The sequence below is a fragment of the Phaeobacter sp. CAU 1743 genome (genome assembly GCF_039839315.1).
GTDB classification, from domain to species: Bacteria; Pseudomonadota; Alphaproteobacteria; order Rhodobacterales; family Rhodobacteraceae; genus Phycobacter; species Phycobacter gallaeciensis_A.
On the sequence record NZ_JBDOQR010000043.1, the window covers coordinates 19,125 to 40,726 of the forward strand.

A 21,602-nucleotide genomic window follows, 5' to 3' on the forward strand; every position below is an offset into this window, starting at 1 on the left:
CCGGACATGAAACTTGCTTACACGATGGCGCCGGGACGCGGCGATACGGATCTGGTGCTTGAGCGGCTGGCAGCGGAGCTCGCAGCCCGGAGCCTCAGATGCTGCGGCACCGTCCAGATCAACAGCGCGCGCGCCGATGCGGGTCCTTGCGATATGGATGTGCGGGTGTTGCCCGATGGGGCGGTCTTGCGCATCAGCCAAGACCTTGGCCCGCAGGCGCGGGGGTGCCGCCTCGACCCGGCCGCGCTGGAAACGGCTGTCGCAATGGTTACGGCCACCCTCTCCTCCGGTGCCGATCTGCTGATCGTCAACAAGTTCGGCAAACACGAGGCCGAAGGGCGCGGGTTCCGTAGCGTGATCGCCGAGGCGGTCGCGATGGATATCCCCGTTCTGGTCGGCCTCAACGCGCTCAACCGACCGGCCTTCGAGAGTTTCGCGGAAGGGCTGGCAGTTCAGCTGCCGTCTGATCCCGCGGCGCTGATGGCTTGGGTTGAGGACGTAACACCGAGGGTTGACGAGGTGGCCTGAGGTCAACCGACGCGCGCAACTTCCCGTCCCTCCTCGCGCCATTCCGGCAGACCGCCCTCCAGCCGCCGCGCGTTCAGCCCGTGGCGGCGCAGGGTTGCGACGGCCTGATGGGCGTAGACGCAGTAGGGACCGCGGCAATAGGCGACGATCTCGGCGTCCGGCGCGAGCGTGGGGAGGATCTGCTCCAGTTGCGCTAGGGTCGCGTTCAGCGCGCCGGGAATGTGGCCCGCGGCGTATTCGTCGGCGGGCCGGACATCGAGCACGGTGACGGAGCCTTCCGCGAGCCGTGCGGCGAGGTCCGCGCGACTTACGGGTTCGGGGGCGTCCTCGCCGCCTGAGAGTCCCCGCAAGATGCGCTCGACCTGCGCGAGGTTCCGCTCCGCCACGATGCGCAGAAGGTCCATCAGCTCCAACGTCTTCGCGTCGGTCAGCCGGTAGATCACAGCCTTGCCGTCGCGGCGGCTGGTGACGAGGCCTGCACGGCGCAGCTGCTGCAGATGCTGCGAACAGTTGGCGACGGTGAGGCCTGTCTTTTCCGCCAGCGCCTCCACGCCACGCTCTCCTTGCGCGAGTTGTTCGAGGAGCGACAGCCGGGCTGGAGCCGACAAGGCGCGTGCGACGAGTGCGTATTCCTCGAGCAGAGCCAGCTTCGGGCTGATTGACACTGGACGTCTCCAGATTGTAGATCATTCAAGCAATAGTTTGAATGTTAGCGATTCCATCGCGCCCCACAAGTCCGAAGTTCAGATCCCATGTCCGAGACCATCCTCGCCGCCGAACCTACCATCCGCCTTGCCGCCTTTCTCGGCATCCTGGTGGCCATGGCGTTGTGGGAAGTGGCGGCACCGCGGCGTCGGCGCGAGATCCCGCGCGTCATCCGCTGGACGAACAACCTCGCGCTCGTGGTGCTCGACACCGCGATCCTGCGGCTGACCTTCCCAATCATCGCGGTCGGGCTCGCGGTCATGGCCGAGGACCGCGGCTGGGGCCTCTTCAACAACATCGACGTGCCGTTCTGGGTCGCGGTCGTGGTTTCGATGCTGCTCCTCGATCTGGCGATCTACCTGCAGCACGTGATGTTCCACGCGGTGCCGGGGCTCTGGCGGCTGCACCGGATGCACCACGCCGATCTCGACTTCGACGCCACCACCGGGCTGCGGTTCCACCCGGTGGAGATCCTCATATCGATGGGGATCAAGCTGGCGGTGGTCGCGGCGCTTGGGCCGCCCGCCATCGCGGTGCTGCTGTTCGAGGTGATCCTGAACGCCACCGCGCTCTTCAACCACGCCAATATCGACCTGCCGCGCCCGGTGGACCGTGTCCTGCGCCTCTTCGTCGTGACGCCTGACATGCACCGCGTGCACCATTCCATCGATCCGCGCGAGACGAACTCGAATTACGGCTTCAACCTGCCGTGGTGGGATCGGATTCTGGGCACCTACATCGCTCAGCCCGCCCAGGGGCACGAGGGGATGGAGATCGGCATCGAGCAATTCCGCACACGTCGCGATCTCTGGCTCGACCGGATGCTGGTCCAGCCGCTGCGCGGCCCGGCATCGGGCCATGCGCTTGATCCCCGAAACACGAAAAAGGAGCCCGCCGAATGACCGCAACCGAGTTCACGCGCGGTCTCCGCGAGAACCGGGTTCAGGTCGCGCATCAGCTGATCCAGGTCATGCTGGTGGGCTTTGCCATCGGCATGACGCGCACTGTCGTGCCCGCGCTGGCCGAAAGCGAGTTCGGGCTCGAGCGCGGCTCGTTCCTGCTGCTGGCATCCTTCGTCGTGGCCTTCGGTGCGGTGAAGGCGGTGATGAACTTCGTCGCCGGGCGGTGGTCCGAGCGGATCGGCCGCAAGCGTGTCCTCTTCTGGGGCTGGGTTGTGGCGCTGCCGATCCCGGTGATGATCTGGTATGCCCCCGACTGGAACTGGATTGTCGCCGCGACCGTGCTTTTGGGCGTCAACCAAGGCCTTTGCTGGTCGATGACGCAGACCGCGAAGCTCGACATCACCAAGGCTGAGGAGCGGGGCCTCACCATGGGGCTCAACGAGTTCTCGGGCTATGTGGGCGTGGCGATCGCGGGCATCCTGACCGCCTATGCCGCCGAGGCCCTCGGCGCGCGGACGGGGCTTCTGGTCTTTGGCATGGCCGTGGTCCTGCTGGCGCTGGTCCTGACGGTTGTCTGGGTCAAGGACACGCTGCCATGGGCCAAGGCTGAGACCGCAGCGCACAAGGCAGCACCACCGAAATCCCTGCCACGATATCCGCAGGGCGTCTGCGAACACCCGACGACGGGCGAGGTCTTCGCGCTGATGAGCTGGCGCGACCGGCGGCTCTTCGCGATCTCCCAGGCGGGCCTCGTGGAGAAGTTCGTCGATGCGCTGGTCTGGGCGCTGTTCCCGGTCTTCCTTGTGACCCAAGGCGCGACCCTGACAGAGGTCGGCTGGATCGTCGGCACCTACGGCTTGGTCTGGGGCGGCTCGCAGCTTGTCACCGGGCGGCTGTCGGACCATGTGGGCCGGTTGTGGCCGAACGTGCTCGGCATGTGGATCTGCGGCGCGGGTGTGGCGATGGTGGTCATGGGCACCGGCGCGCTGTGGTGGTCGGTCTCGGCCGGGGTGGCGGGCTTCGGCATGGCGCTCCTTTACCCGAACCTCTCGGCGGCCGTCGCGGACATTACCCCGCCCGCGTGGCGCGGCTCGGCCATCGGCATATACCGCTTCTGGCGTGACCTCGGCTACGCGATCGGCGTGCTCGGCCTCGGGCTGGCTGCCAGCCTGACCGGCGCTGCGGAAGCGGCCTTCTGGTTCGTCGCGCTCTCCATGTTCGTCTCTGGTGGCGTGCTCTTCTGGCTCTCCGAGGAGACGCACCCGCGGCTGAACCCAGCCAGCGCACGGGAGCTTGCAGATGCCTGACACGCTTGCCCGCCCTCTGGGCTTCCTTTCGATCTTGTTGGGCGTCGCCTCGATCGCGCTTCTTGCAGTCTCTGTCTGGGGCTTCCGGGCGGGCGGCTGGCCCTGGCCGCAGGCCTATGACCTTGCCGGCTGGGGCGCCTGGGCGGCGGGTGCTGGCGTCATCGCCGCGCTGGCCGGGCTGGTGGTCTGGCTCCGCCGCAGGAGGGGCGGCGCCGCAATGGTCCTGATGGGGCTGATCCTGTCGCTGCCCGTCGCGGGCCTGGGCGCCGCTTTCGAGATCGCCGCGCGCACCACGCCGCCGATCAACGACATCTCTACCGATACCGCAGATCCGCCCGTGTTCTGGTTCACCGCCACGCCCAGCGACTACCCGGCGCAGAACGCCGGGCCGCAGCGCGCCGCCTATCCGGATATGCGCCCGCTGGACCTGCCGGTCTTCGCAGACGAGGCGTTCGCGGCGGCGCTTGCCCTCGTTGAAGAGCGTGGCTGGGAGGTGCTGTCGGCCGATCCAGCGGAGAGCCAGATCGAGGCCATCGCACGCAGCCGCCTCTTCGGTTTCGAGGACGAGGTGGCGATCCGCGTCACGGAAACCGACACGGGCGCCCGCATCGACATGCGCTCGCGCTCGCGCCTCGGCCAGATCGACCGAGGCGCCAATGCCCGGCGCATCGAAGCCTATCTCGCAGATCTCGAAACGCGCGCCCCGACCTGAGGACCCAAGATGAAACACTTGATCCTTCTGAACGACCCACCCTATGGCACCGAGCGCAGCTTCAACGGCCTGCGCATGGCCCACGCGCTGGCCAAGAACGACCCGGAGGCCGAGGTCACTGTCTTCCTCATGGCCGACGCGGTGCTCTGCGCCAAGGCCGGGCAGAAGACACCGGACGGCTACTACAATCTCGAGCGTATGCTCCGCCGGGTCCTGTCCGCCAAGGGGCGCGTCCTGATGTGCGGCACCTGCATGGACGCGCGTGGCCTGACCGAGGGCGACATGATGGAGGGAGCGACCCGCTCCACCATGGACGAACTCGCCCAGGCGACGCTCGCCGCCGACAAGGTCCTGGTGTTCTGATGGCGCAGATGCTGACGCTCGCCGCCCTGGCGGACGACCCGGATCGCTTCCACCTGATCGACGTCCGCGATGCCGAAGACTACGCCGCCGCCCACGTGACCGGCGCAGTACACATCCCGCTGGCAGGCCTCGCAGCCCGGGTGGGCGAACTCCCGGCCGGAATGACGCCCGTGACCATCTGCGGCAAGGGCGGCGGTCGGTCGGCAGAGGGCGTGGACATCCTGAACAGGCTCGGCCACCCGGACGCCCTCTGGCTCGAAGGCGGCACGACCGGCTGGCTTGCGCAGAACACCTGAACACCAAGAAACCGGAACGGAGGAGACCCCGGATGAAACTGAAACACATTCTCGCAGCGGCAACGGTCGCGCTCGGGCTGCACGCAGCGCCCACGATGGCGCAGGACGCGGCCATCGATGCCATGCAGGAATACATGATGTTCTCGGAGTACGAGTCCGGCATCATCCTGCCCCAGCAGATCGACCAGACCGTCTTCGAGACAGCACTCTTCGTCGACACCCGAGACGCGGGCCAGTTCGATGAGGGCACGATACCCGGCGCCGTCAACATCGAGTGGCGCGAAGTGCTCGATAGGATCGACGAGATCCCCGAGGACCGGATGACCATCCTGTTCTGCAACACCGGCAGCCTGTCGGCGCAGGCGGCCTTCGCGCTGCGGGTCGCGGGACGGTCCAACGTCGTCGTCATGCAGACCGGCTTCACCGGCTGGCAGCAGGACGCGGCCTACCAGCCCTGACGGAGCCGTCATGCCCGAGACCCCGGCCGACGTATTGCAGGCGCTTCCCCCGGCTTATGTCGATTGGCGCCGCAGCACGCTCGGCCGGATCACGGACGCGCTCGAGGAGCATCTCCTGCAGGACGGCATCGGCCCGGCACGCGGCCTGCGCATCCTCGATGTCGGCTGCGGCGACGGGGTGCTGGCCACCCGGCTCGCCCATTCCGGCGCACGGGCCACCGGCATCGATGCCTCCGCAGACATGATCGCCGCAGAGCGCCGCCGGGCAAAAGCCGCAGGTGTCGAGATCGATCTGCGCGAAGGGGACGCTGGCGACCTTCCGTTCCCCGCGGGGCGCTTCGATTGCGTCGTGTCGGTCGCCACGCTCTGCTTCGTCGATGATCCGCGCCCGACGATCCGGGAAATGGTCCGCGTCCTGAAGCCTGGCGGCCGGCTGATCTTGGGCGAACTCGGGCGCTGGAACCTCTGGGCCGCGCAGAGGCGCCTGAAGGGCTGGCTCGGCTCAAAGCTCTGGCGTGCGGCTAAGTTCCGGAGCCGCGCCGATCTGCTTGCGCTGGCCACCGGGGCGGGGCTTGCCGACGCCAAGGTTACCGGGGCAGTCTTCTACCCGCCGTTCGGTTGGGCCGCGAAGGTCATGGCACCGATCGATCCGTGGCTCGGGCGCTGGACAACGCTCGGCGCGGCCTTTCTGGTTCTGAGCGCGACCAAGCCCCTCGATACACGAAATGGAACGGAGCAGTCATGAGTGCCGGCGAAGAAACCACGCCACCCATCCTTGCAGACAAGCATCACGACGCTCCGTCGGCCTTCACGCCCGAAAGCCTGCTGCGTGAGGCGCGTCGCCAGAAGGGCGCAGAAGCTATCGCGGTGCCAAAGGTCTGCCTGCTCGACCCGGACGGCGACATCGTCCGCCAACTCCACACCGAGGATCGCGCGCGGCGGCACGAAGGATGGGTCTGCTACCACACCGAGATGTGGGTGTTCGATCTGGACGGTCACGAGATCGGCGTGGTCGGCTGCGCCGTCGGCGCCTCCTTCGCCGTGCTCGTCGCCGAGGAGATGTTCGCCTCGGGATGCGACCTTCTGATCAGCGTCACCTCGTCGGGACAGATCACGCCACAGGGTGCGCCGCCGTATTTCATCCTGATCGACCGGGCATGGCGCGACGAAGGCACGAGCTATCACTACCTGCCGCCATCCGACTGGAGCGCCGCGCCCGAGCAGCTTCTTTCCCGACTGGATGGTGCGTTCGAGGACGGACCGCGCGTGCTCACCGGCGCGACCTGGACCACTGACGCCCCGTTCCGCGAGACGGAGGCCGCCATCGCCGCAGCCCGTGCGCGCGGCATCCTCGCGGTCGAGATGGAGGCGGCCGGGCTCTACGCTTTCGCTCGGGCGCGGGACCGGTCCGTCATCTGCCTCGCCCATGTGACGAACCAGATGGGCACCATTGAGGGAGACTTCGAAAAGGGCGAGGCGAACGGAACTGCAGATGCACTCGTCGTGGTTTCGGAGATTGCAGCCCGGCTGGTGTGAGCGTCAGGCAATCAGGGCCAGTACCACTCCGCCGAATGCCGCCACGACAACAACCAGCCAGGGCGGGGCCTTCCACGCCAACAGAAGAATGAAGCAGGCAAGCGCCAGCGTAAAATCCCGCAGGTCGCCGATGGCACTCGTGAAGACCGGAGAGTAGAGCGCCGCGCCGAGGATGCCGACGACGGCGGCGTTCGCGCCCTGCATCAGAGATTGCGCCGTGGCCATGGTCCGGAAACGATCCCAGAATGGCAGGACGCCAATCAGGATCAGGAAACCGGGCAGGAAGACCGCAAGAAGGGCGAGGGTTGCGCCGAGGATGCCGTTCGGTTCCGGCCCCAGGACCGCGCCGAGATAGGCAGCGAAAGTGAAGAGCGGCCCCGGCACCGCCTGCGCCGCACCGTATCCAGCCAGAAACTCATCTGGCGAGACCCAGCCGGGCGCGACCACCTCGGCTTGCAGGAGCGGCAGGACGACATGACCGCCGCCAAAGACCAGTGCGCCGGCGCGGTAGAAGCTGTCGACGACCGCCAGAGCCTGCGACCCGCCCGCGATCAGTGGCAAGACGACGAGGAAGGCCAAAAATGCTGCGAGGGCGATGCCAGCCTGCGCGCGTCGAACGGGCATCGTTACGTGACCGCCAACCGGCTTTTCCGTCCCTCGGCCGAGGACCAGCCCCGCGAGAGCGCCGAGAATGATGGCGCCCACCATGCCGAACGCGCCGGGGAAGAAGGCAAGCACCGCCACCGCCCCGACCGCGATACTGGCGCGTTCGCGGTCGGGGCACAGGTTTTTCGCCATGCCCCATACCGCCTGCGCCACGATCGCCACTGCGACGATCTTCAGCCCGTGGAGGATGCCCGTACCGATCGGCCCGGTGATCTGTGCTGCCGTCATCGCAAAGACGAGCAGGATCAGGGCGGAGGGCAGCGTGAATGCAGTGAAGGCAGCGAGCGCGCCGAGCCAGCCCGCGCGCATCATCCCGAGGGCGAAACCCACCTGGCTCGAGGCCGGACCAGGCAGGAACTGGCACAACGCCACCAGGTCGGCATACGCATGATCGCTGAGCCACTTTCGCCGCGTGACCAGCTCATCGCGGAAATAGCCGAGGTGCGCGATCGGCCCGCCAAAGGAGGTGAGCCCAAGCTTCAGGAAGGTCGCGAACACCTCGCCCGCTGTACCGCGGGCCGACGCCTGCGCCGTTATCTGGTCCTGATCCTGCAAATCCCTGTTCCGCTTCTCGATTTCCTGCGCCTTGTCGGCGGATTTTGTGTCAGCCGCGCGACGGCAGCAGGATCACCGCACTGCCGACCAGGCAGAACGCGAGGCCGGCGGCGTCCCATCGGTCGGGCCGGTGCCCCTCCACGACCCACATCCAGAGCATTGAGCTCGCGATATAGACCCCGCCATAGGCGGCATAGGCACGCCCCGCCAGAGCGCTGTCGGCGCGCGTCAGGACCCAGGCGAACAGCGCGAGGCTGGCGAGCCCCGGGATCAGCCAGAGCGCCGACTTGTCCAGCCGCGCCCAGGCCCAGAAAGCGAAGCACCCTGCGATCTCCGCAAACGCCGCGATCAGATACCAGATGAAGGTCATGCACGTTTCTCCGAGCGCCGACGCGACAATTCGCGATAGAGCGCCTCGCGGGTGACGCCCAGTTCGGCGGCCACCTCCTGCCAGCGGCCCCTTTCAGGCAGGGCGTTACCTTCTCCGAGCCACGCGTCGAGACGGGCCGCCACCCTTGGCAAAGATCGGATCTCCGACCTTAGCCGAGCAGCCTGGACCGCGCGCGCCAGGTTTCTCGCCCAGACTTCCGCAAGGTCGGGGTCGGACCTCAGTCGCGCCACGAACACCTGGCGCGGCAGGAGCGCCGCAACGCACGGCTCCGCCGCCACCGCATCGCAATGATAGACGTCCGACCAGGCGGACGCCTCCGCGAGGATTTCCCTGGGCCCGGCGCGCTGCAGGATCATCTTCTGCCCGTGGCCCGTATGGCGCACCAGATCGGCCTGTCCGGCCCGGAGCAGGATCATCGACACCACCGGGTCGCCGGTGCGGAACAGCAGGTCTCCAGCGGCGAATTCGCGCGCGGCCGCATCGGTAAAAAGAGGCTCGAACAGATCGGACATGATCCCGATCATATGCATCGCCGCCGCCAGATGCGAGAGAGGAAAGAAAACCACAGGAGGTTCCAGATGATCCGTCTCGCGCTCGCGTGTCTTGTTCTGGCCATGCCCCTCGGTGCGAGTGCCCAGCATCAGGGCCATTCCCCCTATGCCGGGATGGAAGGCCGTGAGATCAAGAGCCTGTCTGCCGAGGACATCGAGGATCTGCGCGCAGGCCGCGGCTGGGGTCTTGCATTGGCCGCGGAACTCAATGGCGTGCCGGGGCCGGCGCATCTTCTGGAATTGCAGGACCGGATCGGCCTGTCGCCCGAGCAGGTGACCGCCATCGAGGCGATCTTTGCAGCCATGCAGGCTGAGGCGCAGGCGGCGGGAGAACGCCTCATCGCGGCGGAGGCGGCCATCGAGGCGGGGTTTCGCGCGGGCGGCCTCACGCCGGAGGCGCTGCGCGACCTGATCGACACCGCCGCCACCGCGCGCGCGGAGCTTCGCTTCATCCATCTGTCGCGCCACCTGGAAACGCCGCCTCTGCTGACCGCCGACCAGATCGCGCGCTACAACGACTTGCGCGGCTATGGGGCGCCCGACCCGTGCGCCGCCGTGCCCGAAGGGCACGATCCGGCAATGTGGCGCCGCCATAACAACTGCGAATGAGGAGCGCCCCATGCAGATCCCCTTGACCCGCACCCGCACTGCACTCGGCGTCCTCGTCGCGCTGACGCTCGCCACCCCGGCGCTCGCCGAGTTGCGCAGCCTGCCTGTGGCCGAGGGTGTCCGGGCCATCGTGGGCGACAAGGGCCGGCGCAGCCCGGAGAACCTCGGGAACAACGCCACCTTCGGCCTGATCGAAACCGACGAGGGCGCGGTCCTGATCGACGCGGGCGGCAGCTACCGGGGGGAGAACAGCTGCGCGCCGCGATCCGGAGTCTGACCGACCGGCCCGTGACGCTGGTCATCAACACCGGCGGGCAGGATCACCGCTGGATGGGCAACGGCTACTGGACCGAACAGGGCGCCCGGATCGTCGCCGCCGCGGCGGCCGTCGAGGATCAGCAGGCGCGCGCCTCGATGCAGATGACCATGCTCAGCCAGCTGATCGGCGAGGGTCTGGAAGGCACCGATCCGGTCTACGCGTCCGAGACATTCGAGGATCGCCTTGAGCTTATGGTCGGCGGCCGGAGCATCGAGATCGTCCAGCCCGCCCCGGCCCACACGCCGGGCGACGCCTTTGTCTGGCTGCCCGAGGAGAGCGTCGTCTTCGTCGGCGACATCGTTTTCACCGAGCGGCTTCTGGGCGTGCTGGACTTCTCGAGCTCGGCATGCTGGCTCGAGGCCTTCGAAGCGATAGCCGCGCTCGAGCCCCTGCACGTCGTCCCCGGGCATGGCGACCCCACGACGCTGGAGCGCGCACGGGCGGACACCTACGACTACCTTGCAAACCTGCGCGACCGGATGCGCGCGCATATTGATGCGGGTGGCGACATCATCGGCTCGGTCGAGGTGGGACCAGTCCGCCTTTTCCCATCTGGAACAGTTCGACACGCTGGCCGGGCGGAACGCCCAGCAGGTTTTCACAGAGATGGAATGGGAGTGAGGGTGTGAGCGGTCTCCATGACTTCTGCGAGGGCTCGAACGATTTGTCAGAGGTGCAAAACCTCCGATCCCACGCCCGTCCGCTCGGGCTGTCTGGCATTGGACCCAACCTAGAAGGCTGATTTCAGCTGGTCTCTGGACGATCGGGCCGAAACCCAAGGCATCAGAGATCCTTGGGCCGTTTGTGTGCGCGGATCATGTACACAGGGCGTATCGGCGGCCTCCGTTTAAGGCGCGAAAGCTGAAATCACGTCATCCGCACCTTTTCACGCCACACACCTGACCACCGCAATCGCCCGCCCCGCTGCGCGAGATGAAAGCTCCGCGAGTCGGGCGATTGCTCAACCCGCGCCGAAAGGCGTAAATGACCACCGGGCTCCGGTCGCGGCTGGGTGAAAGATCAGTGGCAGGACACACGGTTAGAGGCTGGGTTCAGGCCCGTCGGACGGGGTATCGCTCTCTGCTGAAAGCCGATCGTCAATCGGTTCTTTATTCGGCCTGTTTTCTGGGTGGGGTCGAACCGCTTTTCGTGGGTCGTCGGCTACGATCCGGGATAATTCACGGGCTCTTGTAATCGTTCCATCTGGCAGCACACAGGTCATGTCGGGGCATGTCGTGATCACCTCGACCAGTATGGACGTCAGCTTCAAATCGCGCGCTTGCAAGCGCTCCTCCGCTTGTGAACCGATTACTAGAATACGCGGATGGTTTTCCTGAAGCGTGGGGCCGTCCCTTATTTGACACACAGGCCCCGCGACCAGCGCGCCTTCGATCGCCCCATGAAAAAGTTCAACCAGTTCACTGACGGGATCGAGGTCGAGCCCCAGACACATCAATCGTACCGGAGGCGGTTTCTTCTTCAAGTGATGTCCTTTTGATGGGGCAGTTCCGCAGAGTGTCATCCCCGGTGTCAGCGGTAGATTAGGATCAAGAATGTTCTCTAGCACATCATGGCGTTCAAAATCCGCCGCATAGGCTGATGTGAAAAGGCGCGCGTCTTTCGAAGACAAATCACCAGCCTCACGCAGGATAACTCTGCCCGGCATCACGTCAACCGCGCTCTTATCCCTGAACCTCAACCGCAAACTTCGGGCCACAATATCGAGGCTATGTCTGAACCCCGGAGTGACCCGACCCGCGATTTTCAATAGGCGCGCAACCCAGCCGAGTAGCGTTAATCCACCTCGCTGTTCAGAACTGTGTCCAGGCGATCGAGTATGTCCGCCATGCTGTCGGTTTTTTCCTTGATCATCAGGACCGCCTCTTTGACGTCCGCCACCTCGGCCTCGATGGCTTCCTGCCTGGTTTTCATTTCCGTTATCATCTTGATCAACCTGACTGCTGCCGTCCCGCCTGGGCCTGAGCCGTCCGGGTCCTCCAGAAGGTCCAGAAGAGGGTGCAGGACCTGCACGTCCCCCCTGATCGTTCTCAACCTGGCGGTTAATTTTTCCATCTCGTCCGGGATCTGGTGCACCGGTTTTTCGGTCTTCGGCGGCATCGGGCGGGTTTCCTATCAAAGAATGTCTGTGGTCTGATTTTTCATGTTCGGCATGGTCCAGGGCCTTCAGGATCTCGGGTGTGTTTAGGAGGACAGCCATGTCTATGCTGAGGCGCGATCGCGTGAGTTGTCCCGCCCAGTCGATCCGCGTTCTCAAGTTTCGGGGGAAGAAGGCTTCACCCAGCACGCTTGGTCGGATCCGGCGGGTTGCGCTCTCGCAGACGAGGCTCGGGTGGCCATACGAGTTGATGTCTTCACTTATCTGATAAGGGCTCGCCAAGGCTGACAGCGCATCGTTCAAGGCGTCTAGGTCTTCCGGCCATTTCGAAAGGCCCGCATTGAGGTCATCCGCCAAACGCCGATATTCGGTGTCCCGGTTCAGCCGCCTCAAGGGGACGCTGCCGTAAAGACGAGGTGGTGCGGCCGGTGAGAAATAGTCAGGTATCGGCAAGCCCAGACGCTCTGCAAGCAGCTGGTGAGTTTCCGATGTATGCGCTTTTGACCGGATCGGCCTAATTTCCCGAAACTCGAAGGTCTCGCGTGCCGCAAGACAGTGGACGTGGTCACCCGGAGTGTCGGTATGGCGCACTGTGACCCACGGTGTCAGGCCAACGGGAATCCGGTGGCGGTTCAACACAAATTGCATCGAGTCGAGCCAAGTCTCTCGATCAAGCCAGATCCCCTCCGGTGCTGACAGCGTGATATGAACAAAACCGCAAGATCCGAAAAGTTCGAAACGTTCGCGCAATTTTGATGCGGATCGCGCTATCACAGTTCCGCCGAGTACCTCACTGCCTTTCCGTAGGTCATATCGCGCCAGCTCGACGGCGGAGAGATGTGTGGTGAAATGCGGACGCATTACCTTTTTTTCCTCAATTCCCCGATCAGCGCATCGCACAGACCTTCCCACGTCCGGACCATGACCTTCACTTGATCAGGGGAAACCGGTGAGTTTTCTGCGTGCGCAGCCGCGCGGATATCATGGAGGACTTCCGCTGCTTCGCCCATCTGGACGGCCACCTTACTGATGCCATGCGTTCCATATTGACGCAGCGCGTGTGCCGCGAGGGCATTCACACTGCGAAAACCGAATTCATGCGCTTTACGCTCCATCCCGGGAATTTCTTCATCATGGACTCGAAATTTAATTTCGCGTTTTCCGCCGCGCCCGCTGAGTGGTTTAAGTTCGATCGCCAACCCTACCGGTCCCTTCTATTCAGTGCTGAGACGCCGGGTCGAAACCATCGACCACGGGCTGCTCTCGTCATTGTCTAGTATATGCCGAGGGTGCTTCGATCCGAAGTCAAAGGGACCTTAATTAGGGGGTTTATCCCCATAAAAATAATCCGGATGCGCTTCTGCACGGATGGTCGTTCATAGAGAGTTTGGGCCCAAACCCAATAGGTTCTCGTATGCGCGCACGCGCGTACGAGCAAAAGGGATGGCCCTATCAAGAAGCATGGTCCCCTGACTGGACCCTTCGATTTTTCATGGGTTCCGGAGATCTTCGTAGAAGAAACGGAGAGCGCGATGACCACTGCCAGTCCCGAAACATCTCTTCCGGGTCCCCTGACACAGGTGGGCCGACAGGAGGACTGTAATCTGTTCGCCGACATCAAGACTGCCGACTGGCTCGACGCGCGCAACGGGCTGCACATCAACGGTCAAGGTTTCCAGCAAGGGTCGAGCGGATCTATCTTGCTTGATGATATCCGGGCCGCAGACGCCGTGAATACGATACGCGCCCACAGTGATGAGCCAGACGAGCAGGGCGATCAGATGGCGGTACGGGCTGATCCGATATTCCTGAAGTGGGTGAAGGGCTTCGGATGGGTCCGGTCCGGAATACCGGTGGTCGCGCCAAGGAAAGCCATAAGGATTGGGCCTCCCATCGAACAGCCGAGGGCCCTATCAGATGGGGCATGCCAGAGCGTGGGGCCGTTCGCTGTATCCACCACAGTCTATGCGCGATGGATGCGTCCACAAGGTCGGGGGCCTCCAGTCTGTAAGGCGCACCGGTCGTATCGGGTCACTGCTAAATTTCTGAACAACGATCACGCGTCAGTAGCGAGTCAACTGGCGCGCTCAGTGGGAGTTTGTTCAAGTCAGCGCGTATTTGACGCCAGCCCGGCATGTGTCGATCAAGCACCGCCACAAAAACGTCGTCATGCCGGCGCGACACGAAATGCGCCATTTCATGGAGGATAACGTAGTCGAGACAAACCAGCGGCTTCTTGACCAGATCAAGGTTAACCCAGAGACGCCCGGTATCCGGATTGCACGATCCCCATTTCGTATGCATCGCGCGGATGCCCCACGCGGGTTCCGCAACGCTAAGACGGTCGGCCCATTTCGAAACCCTGGGAGCGGCTTTGTCCCGGAGTTCCCTACGATACCATGCGGACATCCACCGAGCTTTATCGGACCGGCTGGCGTCATGGGGGACCACCATGGTGATCCGGTCGGCGCTGTCGACACTGATCTGCCCGGCGCGAACCTGAGCCTGGCGGACCCCTAGTCGCAATGGACGCCCAAAATAGTAATGTGTCTCGCCCGATACGTAGAGCCGCTCCGGTTCCCGAGCCTGTGCTGCGAACTGGCGCTGCTTGTTCTTGATCCATCCCAGGCGGGTGACAATCGCCACCCGGATCGCGTCTTCGCTAATAGCCGGAGGCGCCGCGACCCGGACCCGTCCGGCAGGAGGGTAGACCCCTATATGCAGGTTTTTGATCGGCTTCCGGACAAGTTCCACCGACAGACCCGCGACCTCGATCTGCTCAGTATTCATGATGGGACCGGATAATCTCGATAATCTGTTCGACGGCTTCTTCGTCTTCAAGAACCTCCGACAACTTACGCCGGAGCATCCGCTCCTTCATCTTGTTTCCGCGCCAACCGGTTTGGGCGGTTTCACGGATCGCCTGGTCAACCGATTGTGTCAGCGCCTCGTCCTGTAAGAGGTTATCGTACAGGGCTTTTCGCCCCGCCGTGTCCATGCTCGGCGGATAATCACTGCCGTGACCGGCTTTGACCGACCGGACCAGGTCCGCGATCTTTTCCAGATAGTCAGCGTAGGCGAGCGCGTCGTCCTTCCGTTTTTTGACGAGGTCCGTCAGCAGTTCTGACATGCGTTCATAGAATTTCGGGTTCACCGGTGTTTCATCGATGATGAGCTTGCGGACGTTGTTCTCGATCGCCTCAGCCACGTTTTCCCGCTTCGCCTTCAATGAGGCAGGCAGCTCTTCTTCGACCGACGCTCCCTTGCTGGCGACCAGGTCGATCAGGCTGATATCATCGAGATGCGAGATCACTTCGGATCCGTCCGCCTTGATATAGGTGTCGATCAGGTGCCGCATGGCCGGCTCGAATTGTTTCATGTCGACCCCGTCGCCGCTGTGAAGGCGCACGGCATCCCGGAGCGCAAGCGCGCGATCCACTTCCCCCCGGTACTGGGCTATCTGAAGGTCGTTCACCCCGGACGCCGCTGGGTCTTCCGCAACAGATGCAAAGGTCCGGGCATAGGCTCCGGCCAGCTTGTAAAGCGCCTGGCGGCGGCGGGCTTTCTCATCCGCCTCAGGATCAACCTCCCAGCCGCCTGGGCTTGAAAAATATTTGAGTACCTCGGCATCCCCTTTCGGCTGTTCAACCGGGTCCAGCAGGCCGAACCATGCGTCGCGCGCGGTGGTCAGATCGACGCCAGCCTGCTCGGCACGCGAAGATATCAGGCCGTCCACGTCTGCAGCGTCGAATGCATCAAACGCACCTGAGGTATAATCATCGACGGCTGTCTCGATGTTCTTGAACAGGTCCTTGTAGTCGATCACATACCCGAAATCCTTATCGTCCCCGTCCAGCCGGTTCACTCGGCAGATCGCCTGGAAAAGCCCGTGGTCGCGCATCTGTTTGTCGATATAGATGTAGGTCGCCGTGGGGGCATCAAAGCCGGTAAGAAGGCGGCTGACCACGATCAGAAGCTTCATCTGTGCCGGTTCCTTGCGGAACTTACGCAGGGCCTCGGTCTCGTAGGCCTCTTCGTCTGTCGCAAGGTCCGTCATCAGCCGGTCATAGACACGATAGACGTATTGTTTTTCCGTCTCGCCCATCCCGGCCTCTTCACCGGTCAGTTCCGAAGCGTTCCGGGTATAGGACGTGACGATCGCGCATTTCCCGGCGAGGTCCGAACCGGAGTTCCGGAATATCTCGAACAACCGACAGGCCTCCGGGATCGAGCCGGCCACCAGCATGGCGTTGCCACGGCCAGACGTCAGGCGCGGCTTAAGCTCCATGTCCATGATGATGTCGCTGGCGATCTGTTCCAGCCGGTCCTTCGAGGACAGTACCCGCTGCAACGTACCCCAGCGTTGCTTAAGGGTCGCCTTGGCCACGGGGGTCAGGCCCTTTGTCTTAGCCTCGAACCACTCGTCAATCTTCGTGGGCGACGCCACGCGCTGGTCGATATCGCGCGCCTCGTACCGCAGGTCCAGAACCACCCCGTCCTCGACGGCCTCGTTGAAACGATAAGGCGTACCGATATAGGGTCCGAATACCTCAAGAGACGTCTGCTTGTCCGACTTGAGCAGGGGCGTTCCAGTAAAACCGTAGAATACCGCATCCGGAAGGATCGTCCGCATGGCACGGGCCAGCTTGCCCGACTGTGTGCGGTGTGCCTCGTCGATGAAAACGAAGAACGAGCCCACTGGCGCGCCGATCTGACCGCGCTGGATGTTGGCGATCATCTCGCTCAGTTCATCCTCTTCACGCCGCCCGAACTTATGCACGAGGGAGGAGACCACCCGCTCCTTCGGATCGGCCAGTGCGGCCAGTAGGTCGGCACCGGATTTCGCGCGGCGGACCTTGTCGCCGGTATTGCCGAAGACGGTTTCGATCTGCTCGTCCAGTTCCTTCCTGTCCGTCACCACTAGGATACGCGCGTCAGGTAGGACCTCGCGGATCCAGCGGGCCAGCATCACCATGATCAGGCTTTTCCCGGACCCCTGGGTTTGCCAGATGATACCCGACTTGCGGGCCTGAACGGCCTCCTGTGCGGCCCTCACGGCGAAATACTGGTTCGGGCGGGTGACCTTCTTGATCCCTGCGTCGAACAGGATGAAATCGTTGATCAGCTCCAGAAACCGGTCTGGCGTCAGCATCTGGGACACATCCCGCTCCAGCGGCATGATGATCTCGCTGTCTTCCTTCCACGCCAGCCAGTAGGGCTGCGGGGTCTGGATCGCGGCGTAGCGCAGGCCCTGCATCGCGTTGCCCGCGAAGGTGATCTGGACGGTAGTGAAAAACTGCCGGATGAACTCGGGCCGCTGGTTGTCCAGCGTCTGGCGGATGCCTTCGCCAACCTCGACGGTGGATTTCTTCAATTCCACCACGCCCAGGGCGATGCCGTTCACATACAGGACAAGATCGGGGCGTTTGTTGTAGGCCTTCGGATTCTTCGCGGTGATCGCCACCTCTTCGGCCACGCCCAGATCGTTGGCCGCCGGATGATCCCAGTCTATGAAGCGCACGGTGACCGGGGCCTCGCCGGGGCCGGGGGTGACCTGCACGCCATAGCGCAGCATGTCAAAGGTAGTCCGGTTCGCCTCATAGAGCTTCAGCCCGTCCATCCGGGCGGCGCGCTGCAACTCGGCGATGGCTTTGGTGATGACCTCCGGGTCATACCCGCGCTTGGTCAGCCAGGGGCGGAGCAGATCCGGTTCGATATTGGCGTTGCCGGGGCGCTGGTGCCAGTCGCCCAGGTACCGCCATCCGAGGCCGCCCGCAGCGCCAGAGGTCTCGCCGCACATCTGGGCGATCATACGGTTCTGCGTGGCGCGTTCCGGCTGGCCGATGGTCATCTGTGAATACCCCTTAAAGTAATGTCATCCTAATCAGACGAGCCGGACCCGCCCGGTCAAAAGGTTTTGCATCATCCCCTCTTTGACCGCCCGCGCCTTTGTCAGGCGGCCCTCGAGGGTCTGGATTTCGGCATCCATGTCAGAGAGGACGGTGGAGATGGCTTGTTGTTCTCTTTTAGTTTCAGGAACCCGAACCGTGTAGCCCGTCAACTGCGTCTTGCCGATTTCGAGGAAAGTGCTGCCAGAGCACAATTCGATGAACCCCTTCTTTTGGCTCGTCAGCAGGTAATAAAGGAAATCCCGATCGGCGCGATTCTTGGCAATGAAGTTCTTGAATCCCTGGTTGGTGGTTAGGGGGATCGTCGAAATGGCACATTCTCCAATCGTAGCGCGGGAAGTCATCACGATGGTGCCCTCGGGCAGAAGCTCGGCAGAGGATTGACGCAAACCCGCACGGCTGATGGTTCGGGTCGTACCGCTCAGAAACTTCCGACCATCCAAGGCCGTGATGTCTGTAGGTGTGACCCACGCAATGTCACCATCCCATAGTGTTGCGTCTGACGTGCTCGGGGTTCCTCCTGATCGAATGTCGGCCAGTTCTGACAAGGTAGCCTCCTCCCACTCCCCCGAGAACCCCGGGAGGCGGCGGCGGGCGGTGAGGAGGTCTTGCATCGCCCCCTGTTTGATCAGGCGCTTCTTCGCGATAACCCGCTCCAACCCCGCGACAACCCCATCCGCATCCGAGAGGGCGGCAGCGATGGCCTGTTGTTCGTGGAGGGATGGAAGAGGAAGGGATAACCTTCTGAGAGCGTCAGGGTAAATATGTACGACTGCATCGCCTTGTGCCCGCTGGGCCTTTTGTTTTGCGATAGGAGCAGAGTTGAGCATGTAGGCAAGAAAACGTGGGTCCGGTCCATTAGGGCGGAAAACGATAATATCGCCTCCGGCAAATGCCTCATAGTCCCCCAAGAAACCGGTGCATTTCCCTATTTCCTCTTTCGTTTCCCCTGACCCGGCGAAAAGGATATCTCCACATTTAATCGGGCGAGCAGATTTACTGATTTCTGCGGAAATGAAAGATCGGTGCGCCCGCAAAATTTCGGGGTGGTCAGTATATAACTCGCCGTATCGAACCGCTGGAATTTCACCACTCAGGGCTTCATCTTTGCGAATGCCCGCGCCTTTGGCGAAACTCCCGAGAGTTCCGAGATTAACGAGTTCCCAGTCATTGGGTATTACATCATTCATCCCGCTACCCCCATCGCCGTCAGATGCCCGGCCACCCGTGCCTCCAGCCCCGCCAGATCGTCCGTGATCTGCGGCAGGGTTTGGCCATACCGTTCGGTCAGCACCCGCACGCGGGCGGTCAGCCCTTCGGTCCGGGCCTCCACCTCGGCCCCGATGGCCGCCGTAATATCGGCCAGCCATTTGTCGTGGACCACAAGGGCGCGGATGTCGTCCTCGGTCAGCTCCGGGTATGTCCTCAGCACCGCCTCGGTCAGGTCCGCCTCGGCCTCTTTCGCGGCCTTTTTCGCCGCAGCCTCGGCCGCGATCAGACGGGCCGCGTGTTTTAACAGGGACCGTTCCTCGGCATCTGCTTCACCGGATTTCTCGCGCGCCTTCACCGATGCGGCGGTCAGCTTGCCCGTATCGGTCAGCGCGTCGGCCAGCAGCCCGCCCTCGGCCCCGTGTTCCTCGGCCAGTTCCTCGATCTCGCGGCCCAGTTCCTCGGCCCGGGCGGTGGCTGTATCCAGCGCCGCCTTGAGGTCCGGAAAGAAGCGGTTAGTGATCAGGGTCGGCGGGATCACATCGGCCACGAGCCGGACCTTGTTCACGGTCAAGTCGCCATCCTCCAGCCACTTTGTCTTGCCGTCCTTGACCTCCTTACGGGCCTCGCGAAGGTCGCGCGCGGCCAGCCAGCCCCCGCCCGAGATGATGAACACATCGTCCTGCATGCTGTCCGACCAGTAGGACATGAGACGCTGATAGGCCTCGTATTTATCCACCAGCGGGGCCGATTCGAACCGGGTCAGCATATCCTCGGCGATGGTGTGGATCAGGTCGCGGGGATGATCGCCCTGCTGGATACCCGACAGCGCTGTCGTGTTCCCGGCGATCCAACCGTTCAGGATTTCCGTGATCTGCGCGCGGAAGGCGGCGAAATCCGGGTGGTTCCGGATCGTGCTGCGCACCTGATCGGGGGCGACCAGCGGGTCGGCATACCCCGGGCGTAGGTTCGGCCCGAACAGCGTGGCGCGCAGGGTGGGCATGACCTCCCAGAAGTCCGACAGCGCGTCGATATCCCGCTCGGGCACACCACCATGTAGATGGGCGGTGATATCCTGAAGGTCTTCAGGGTTGGACCCGTCGATGTAGCGGGGAATGTTCAGGTTGAAATCATTGCGGGTGATCTCGGTGTAAGGGACCAGCCTGGAATAGCCGGGGATTTCCTGTGCGCGGGTAAAGGCGTCGATGATCTTGTGGATGTCGCGCTCGCGCAGGCGGTTCTTGTTCCCGTCCTTGATGAACTCCTTGGAGGCATCGATCATGAATACGGGCCGGTCCGCCCGGGCCTCGGATTTATCGAGAACGATGATCGAGGCAGGGATTCCGGTGCCATAGAACAGGTTGGCAGGCAGGCCGATGATGCCCTTGATCAGCCCGCGTTTCAGGATCTTCTCGCGCAAGCGGGACTCTGCGTTGCCCCGGAACAGGACGCCGTGCGGCAGGATCACCGCGCCGGAACCGGTGGCCTTCATCGAGGCGAGGATGTGTAGCAGAAATGCGAAATCCCCGTTCTTGGCGGGCGGGTCGCCATCAATGAAGCGGCCGTATTTCGTTTCCTCGGTCAGACCCGAGGCCCAGGCCTTGGCCGAGAAGGGTGGATTAGCGACCACGAAATCGAAGGTCTGAAGGGTGTGTGTATCGGTCAGGAAATGCGGCTCGGCGATCACGTCGCCCTGCGCGATCTCGGCGGTCTCGCGGTTGTGCATGATCATGTTCATGCGAGCGAGACCACGGGTGGCGATGTCCATCTCTTGCCCGAAGATGGTGATGGGCACGCGGGCGGTTTCGGCGGCCTTGAGGAGCAGCGAACCTGAACCACACGTCGGGTCATAGACCGTCTGACGTGGACTGGTGGCTCGGTCCACGCCTGCCACGGCCGCCACGACACGCGAGACCTCGGCCGGGGTGTAGAACTGGCCCTTCGACTTGCCCGCTTCGGTCGCGAAGTTCCGCATCAGGTATTCGTAAGCATCGCCAAGAATGTCGTCGCCGTCGGCGCGGTTTTTTGAGAAATTCAGCTCCTCACGGCTGAAGATGTTGATCAGCGCGGTCAGCGAGTTGATCATTTTCTGACCGCGCCCGAATTTCTCGGGGTCGTTGAAGAAGGCCCGGTCGATCACGCCCGACAAGTCGTTTTCCTCGGCGATCCGCGCGATGATCGTGTCCATACCCTCGCCGATGTTCTTTGACCCGCGGAGGGCTTTCATATCGTTGAAGGAGGAACCCGGTGGCACCTCGATCAGCGCGTCCGGCTGACCGGCTCGGTCCGAGACGTATTTCACGAACAGCAGCGTCAGGATGTAATCCTTGTAGAGCGAGGCATCCAGGGAATGTCCCGAACGATGTTGAAAAGCGTTTCGGGCGACGCTGCGGATTTCATGGTTATGCGGCTTGATCCAACGGGTCAACCAGCGCATCATTTTGTGGGTCGCGGTGTTTTTCCAATGCGG

General features: G+C 63.3%; 23 protein-coding genes and 1 pseudogene. 13 read left to right on the forward strand and 11 right to left on the reverse strand.

Annotated features, from left to right (window positions below; translation table 11 throughout):
• Positions 1-6: 6 nt before the first annotated feature.
• Positions 7-528 (forward strand): DUF2478 domain-containing protein, encoded by a 522-nt coding sequence (locus tag AAFO90_RS16050; protein ID WP_347510021.1) that lies wholly within the window; start codon positions 7-9, stop codon positions 526-528.
• 2 nt (positions 529-530) lie between these two features.
• Here the strand turns inward: AAFO90_RS16050 and AAFO90_RS16055 are convergent, their stop codons facing one another.
• Positions 531-1,193, reverse strand: a complete 663-nt coding sequence (locus AAFO90_RS16055) for a metalloregulator ArsR/SmtB family transcription factor (protein ID WP_347510022.1) — start codon at positions 1,191-1,193, stop codon at positions 531-533.
• Between the two features lie 87 nt (positions 1,194-1,280).
• Here AAFO90_RS16055 and AAFO90_RS16060 point away from each other — a divergent pair, with 87 nt between their 5' ends.
• Genes AAFO90_RS16060 through AAFO90_RS16095 form a run of 8 tightly spaced genes read left to right on the forward strand, consistent with a single transcriptional unit; the run spans position 1,281 to position 6,807 of the window.
• Positions 1,281-2,135: a sterol desaturase family protein gene (locus AAFO90_RS16060; RefSeq protein WP_347510023.1), complete on the forward strand. Its 855-nt coding sequence runs from the start codon at positions 1,281-1,283 to the stop codon at positions 2,133-2,135.
• The gene (locus tag AAFO90_RS16065) at positions 2,132-3,442 is read left to right on the forward strand and encodes an MFS transporter (RefSeq protein ID WP_347510024.1); all 1,311 of its coding nucleotides are present in this window, start codon (positions 2,132-2,134) and stop codon (positions 3,440-3,442) included. Before AAFO90_RS16060 ends, AAFO90_RS16065 begins: the two co-directional genes overlap by 4 nt.
• The gene (locus AAFO90_RS16070; protein ID WP_347510025.1) at positions 3,435-4,154 is read left to right on the forward strand and encodes a DUF1499 domain-containing protein; all 720 of its coding nucleotides are present in this window, start codon (positions 3,435-3,437) and stop codon (positions 4,152-4,154) included. The genes AAFO90_RS16065 and AAFO90_RS16070 overlap by 8 nt, the downstream gene beginning before the upstream one ends.
• Positions 4,155-4,163: 9 nt before the next feature.
• Positions 4,164-4,517: a DsrE family protein gene (locus AAFO90_RS16075; protein WP_347510026.1), complete on the forward strand. Its 354-nt coding sequence runs from the start codon at positions 4,164-4,166 to the stop codon at positions 4,515-4,517.
• On the forward strand, positions 4,517-4,813 hold the full coding sequence (locus AAFO90_RS16080) for a rhodanese-like domain-containing protein (protein WP_347510027.1): 297 nt from the start codon (positions 4,517-4,519) through the stop codon (positions 4,811-4,813). Before AAFO90_RS16075 ends, AAFO90_RS16080 begins: the two co-directional genes overlap by 1 nt.
• A gap of 32 nt (positions 4,814-4,845) precedes the next feature.
• On the forward strand, positions 4,846-5,271 hold the full coding sequence (locus AAFO90_RS16085) for a rhodanese-like domain-containing protein (RefSeq protein ID WP_347510028.1): 426 nt from the start codon (positions 4,846-4,848) through the stop codon (positions 5,269-5,271).
• A gap of 10 nt (positions 5,272-5,281) precedes the next feature.
• Positions 5,282-6,016, forward strand: a complete 735-nt coding sequence (locus AAFO90_RS16090; RefSeq protein WP_347510029.1) for a class I SAM-dependent methyltransferase — start codon at positions 5,282-5,284, stop codon at positions 6,014-6,016.
• Positions 6,013-6,807 carry a nucleoside phosphorylase gene (locus tag AAFO90_RS16095; protein WP_347510030.1) on the forward strand — a complete coding sequence of 265 codons (795 nt, stop codon included), beginning with the start codon at positions 6,013-6,015 and terminating at the stop codon, positions 6,805-6,807. The genes AAFO90_RS16090 and AAFO90_RS16095 overlap by 4 nt, the downstream gene beginning before the upstream one ends.
• Before the next feature lie 3 nt (positions 6,808-6,810).
• On the opposite strand, the gene chrA is transcribed toward AAFO90_RS16095, so the two are convergent.
• From chrA to AAFO90_RS16110, 3 genes are all read right to left on the reverse strand, one after another.
• Positions 6,811-8,010 (reverse strand): chromate efflux transporter, encoded by a 1,200-nt coding sequence (gene chrA, locus AAFO90_RS16100; protein WP_347510043.1) that lies wholly within the window; start codon positions 8,008-8,010, stop codon positions 6,811-6,813.
• 67 nt (positions 8,011-8,077) lie between these two features.
• Entirely contained in the window at positions 8,078-8,398 is a 321-nt protein-coding gene (locus tag AAFO90_RS16105; protein WP_347510031.1) for a YnfA family protein, read from the reverse strand.
• Positions 8,395-8,931 (reverse strand): Crp/Fnr family transcriptional regulator, encoded by a 537-nt coding sequence (locus tag AAFO90_RS16110; protein ID WP_347510032.1) that lies wholly within the window; start codon positions 8,929-8,931, stop codon positions 8,395-8,397. The genes AAFO90_RS16105 and AAFO90_RS16110 overlap by 4 nt, the downstream gene beginning before the upstream one ends.
• Positions 8,932-8,997: 66 nt before the next feature.
• Here AAFO90_RS16110 and AAFO90_RS16115 point away from each other — a divergent pair, with 66 nt between their 5' ends.
• The 4 genes and pseudogenes from AAFO90_RS16115 to AAFO90_RS16130 all read left to right on the forward strand — a co-directional run.
• Entirely contained in the window at positions 8,998-9,579 is a 582-nt protein-coding gene (locus tag AAFO90_RS16115) for a hypothetical protein (protein WP_347510033.1), read from the forward strand.
• Between the two features lie 10 nt (positions 9,580-9,589).
• Positions 9,590-9,856: a hypothetical protein gene (locus tag AAFO90_RS16120; protein ID WP_347510034.1), complete on the forward strand. Its 267-nt coding sequence runs from the start codon at positions 9,590-9,592 to the stop codon at positions 9,854-9,856.
• Between the two features lie 11 nt (positions 9,857-9,867).
• Positions 9,868-10,527 (forward strand): MBL fold metallo-hydrolase, encoded by a 660-nt coding sequence (locus AAFO90_RS16125; protein WP_347510035.1) that lies wholly within the window; start codon positions 9,868-9,870, stop codon positions 10,525-10,527.
• Positions 10,528-10,785: 258 nt separating this feature from the next.
• Positions 10,786-10,914: pseudogene (locus tag AAFO90_RS16130) on the forward strand (IS3 family transposase); the annotation flags it as partial.
• 23 nt (positions 10,915-10,937) lie between these two features.
• Here the strand turns inward: AAFO90_RS16130 and AAFO90_RS16135 are convergent.
• The 7 genes from AAFO90_RS16135 to AAFO90_RS16165 all read right to left on the reverse strand — a co-directional run.
• Positions 10,938-11,564 carry a hypothetical protein gene (locus AAFO90_RS16135; protein ID WP_347510036.1) on the reverse strand — a complete coding sequence of 209 codons (627 nt, stop codon included), beginning with the start codon at positions 11,562-11,564 and terminating at the stop codon, positions 10,938-10,940.
• A 128-nt stretch (positions 11,565-11,692) separates the two neighbouring features.
• Positions 11,693-12,016, reverse strand: coding sequence for a hypothetical protein (locus AAFO90_RS16140; RefSeq protein ID WP_347510037.1), 324 nt, complete (start codon positions 12,014-12,016; stop codon positions 11,693-11,695).
• Between the two features lie 858 nt (positions 12,017-12,874).
• A complete protein-coding gene (locus AAFO90_RS16145) occupies positions 12,875-13,213 on the reverse strand; it encodes a hypothetical protein (protein WP_347510038.1) in 339 nt (112 codons plus the stop codon).
• An 838-nt stretch (positions 13,214-14,051) separates the two neighbouring features.
• Complete coding sequence (locus tag AAFO90_RS16150; RefSeq protein WP_347510039.1) at positions 14,052-14,804, reverse strand: SprT family zinc-dependent metalloprotease; 753 nt, start codon at positions 14,802-14,804, stop codon at positions 14,052-14,054.
• A complete protein-coding gene (locus AAFO90_RS16155; protein WP_347510040.1) occupies positions 14,794-17,865 on the reverse strand; it encodes an HsdR family type I site-specific deoxyribonuclease in 3,072 nt (1,023 codons plus the stop codon). The genes AAFO90_RS16150 and AAFO90_RS16155 overlap by 11 nt, the downstream gene beginning before the upstream one ends.
• Positions 17,866-17,898: 33 nt before the next feature.
• Positions 17,899-19,113, reverse strand: a complete 1,215-nt coding sequence (locus AAFO90_RS16160) for a restriction endonuclease subunit S (RefSeq protein ID WP_347510041.1) — start codon at positions 19,111-19,113, stop codon at positions 17,899-17,901.
• Positions 19,110-21,602: class I SAM-dependent DNA methyltransferase (locus AAFO90_RS16165; RefSeq protein ID WP_347510042.1), on the reverse strand; the 2,493-nt coding region annotated here is incomplete at its 5' end. The genes AAFO90_RS16160 and AAFO90_RS16165, both read right to left, overlap by 4 nt.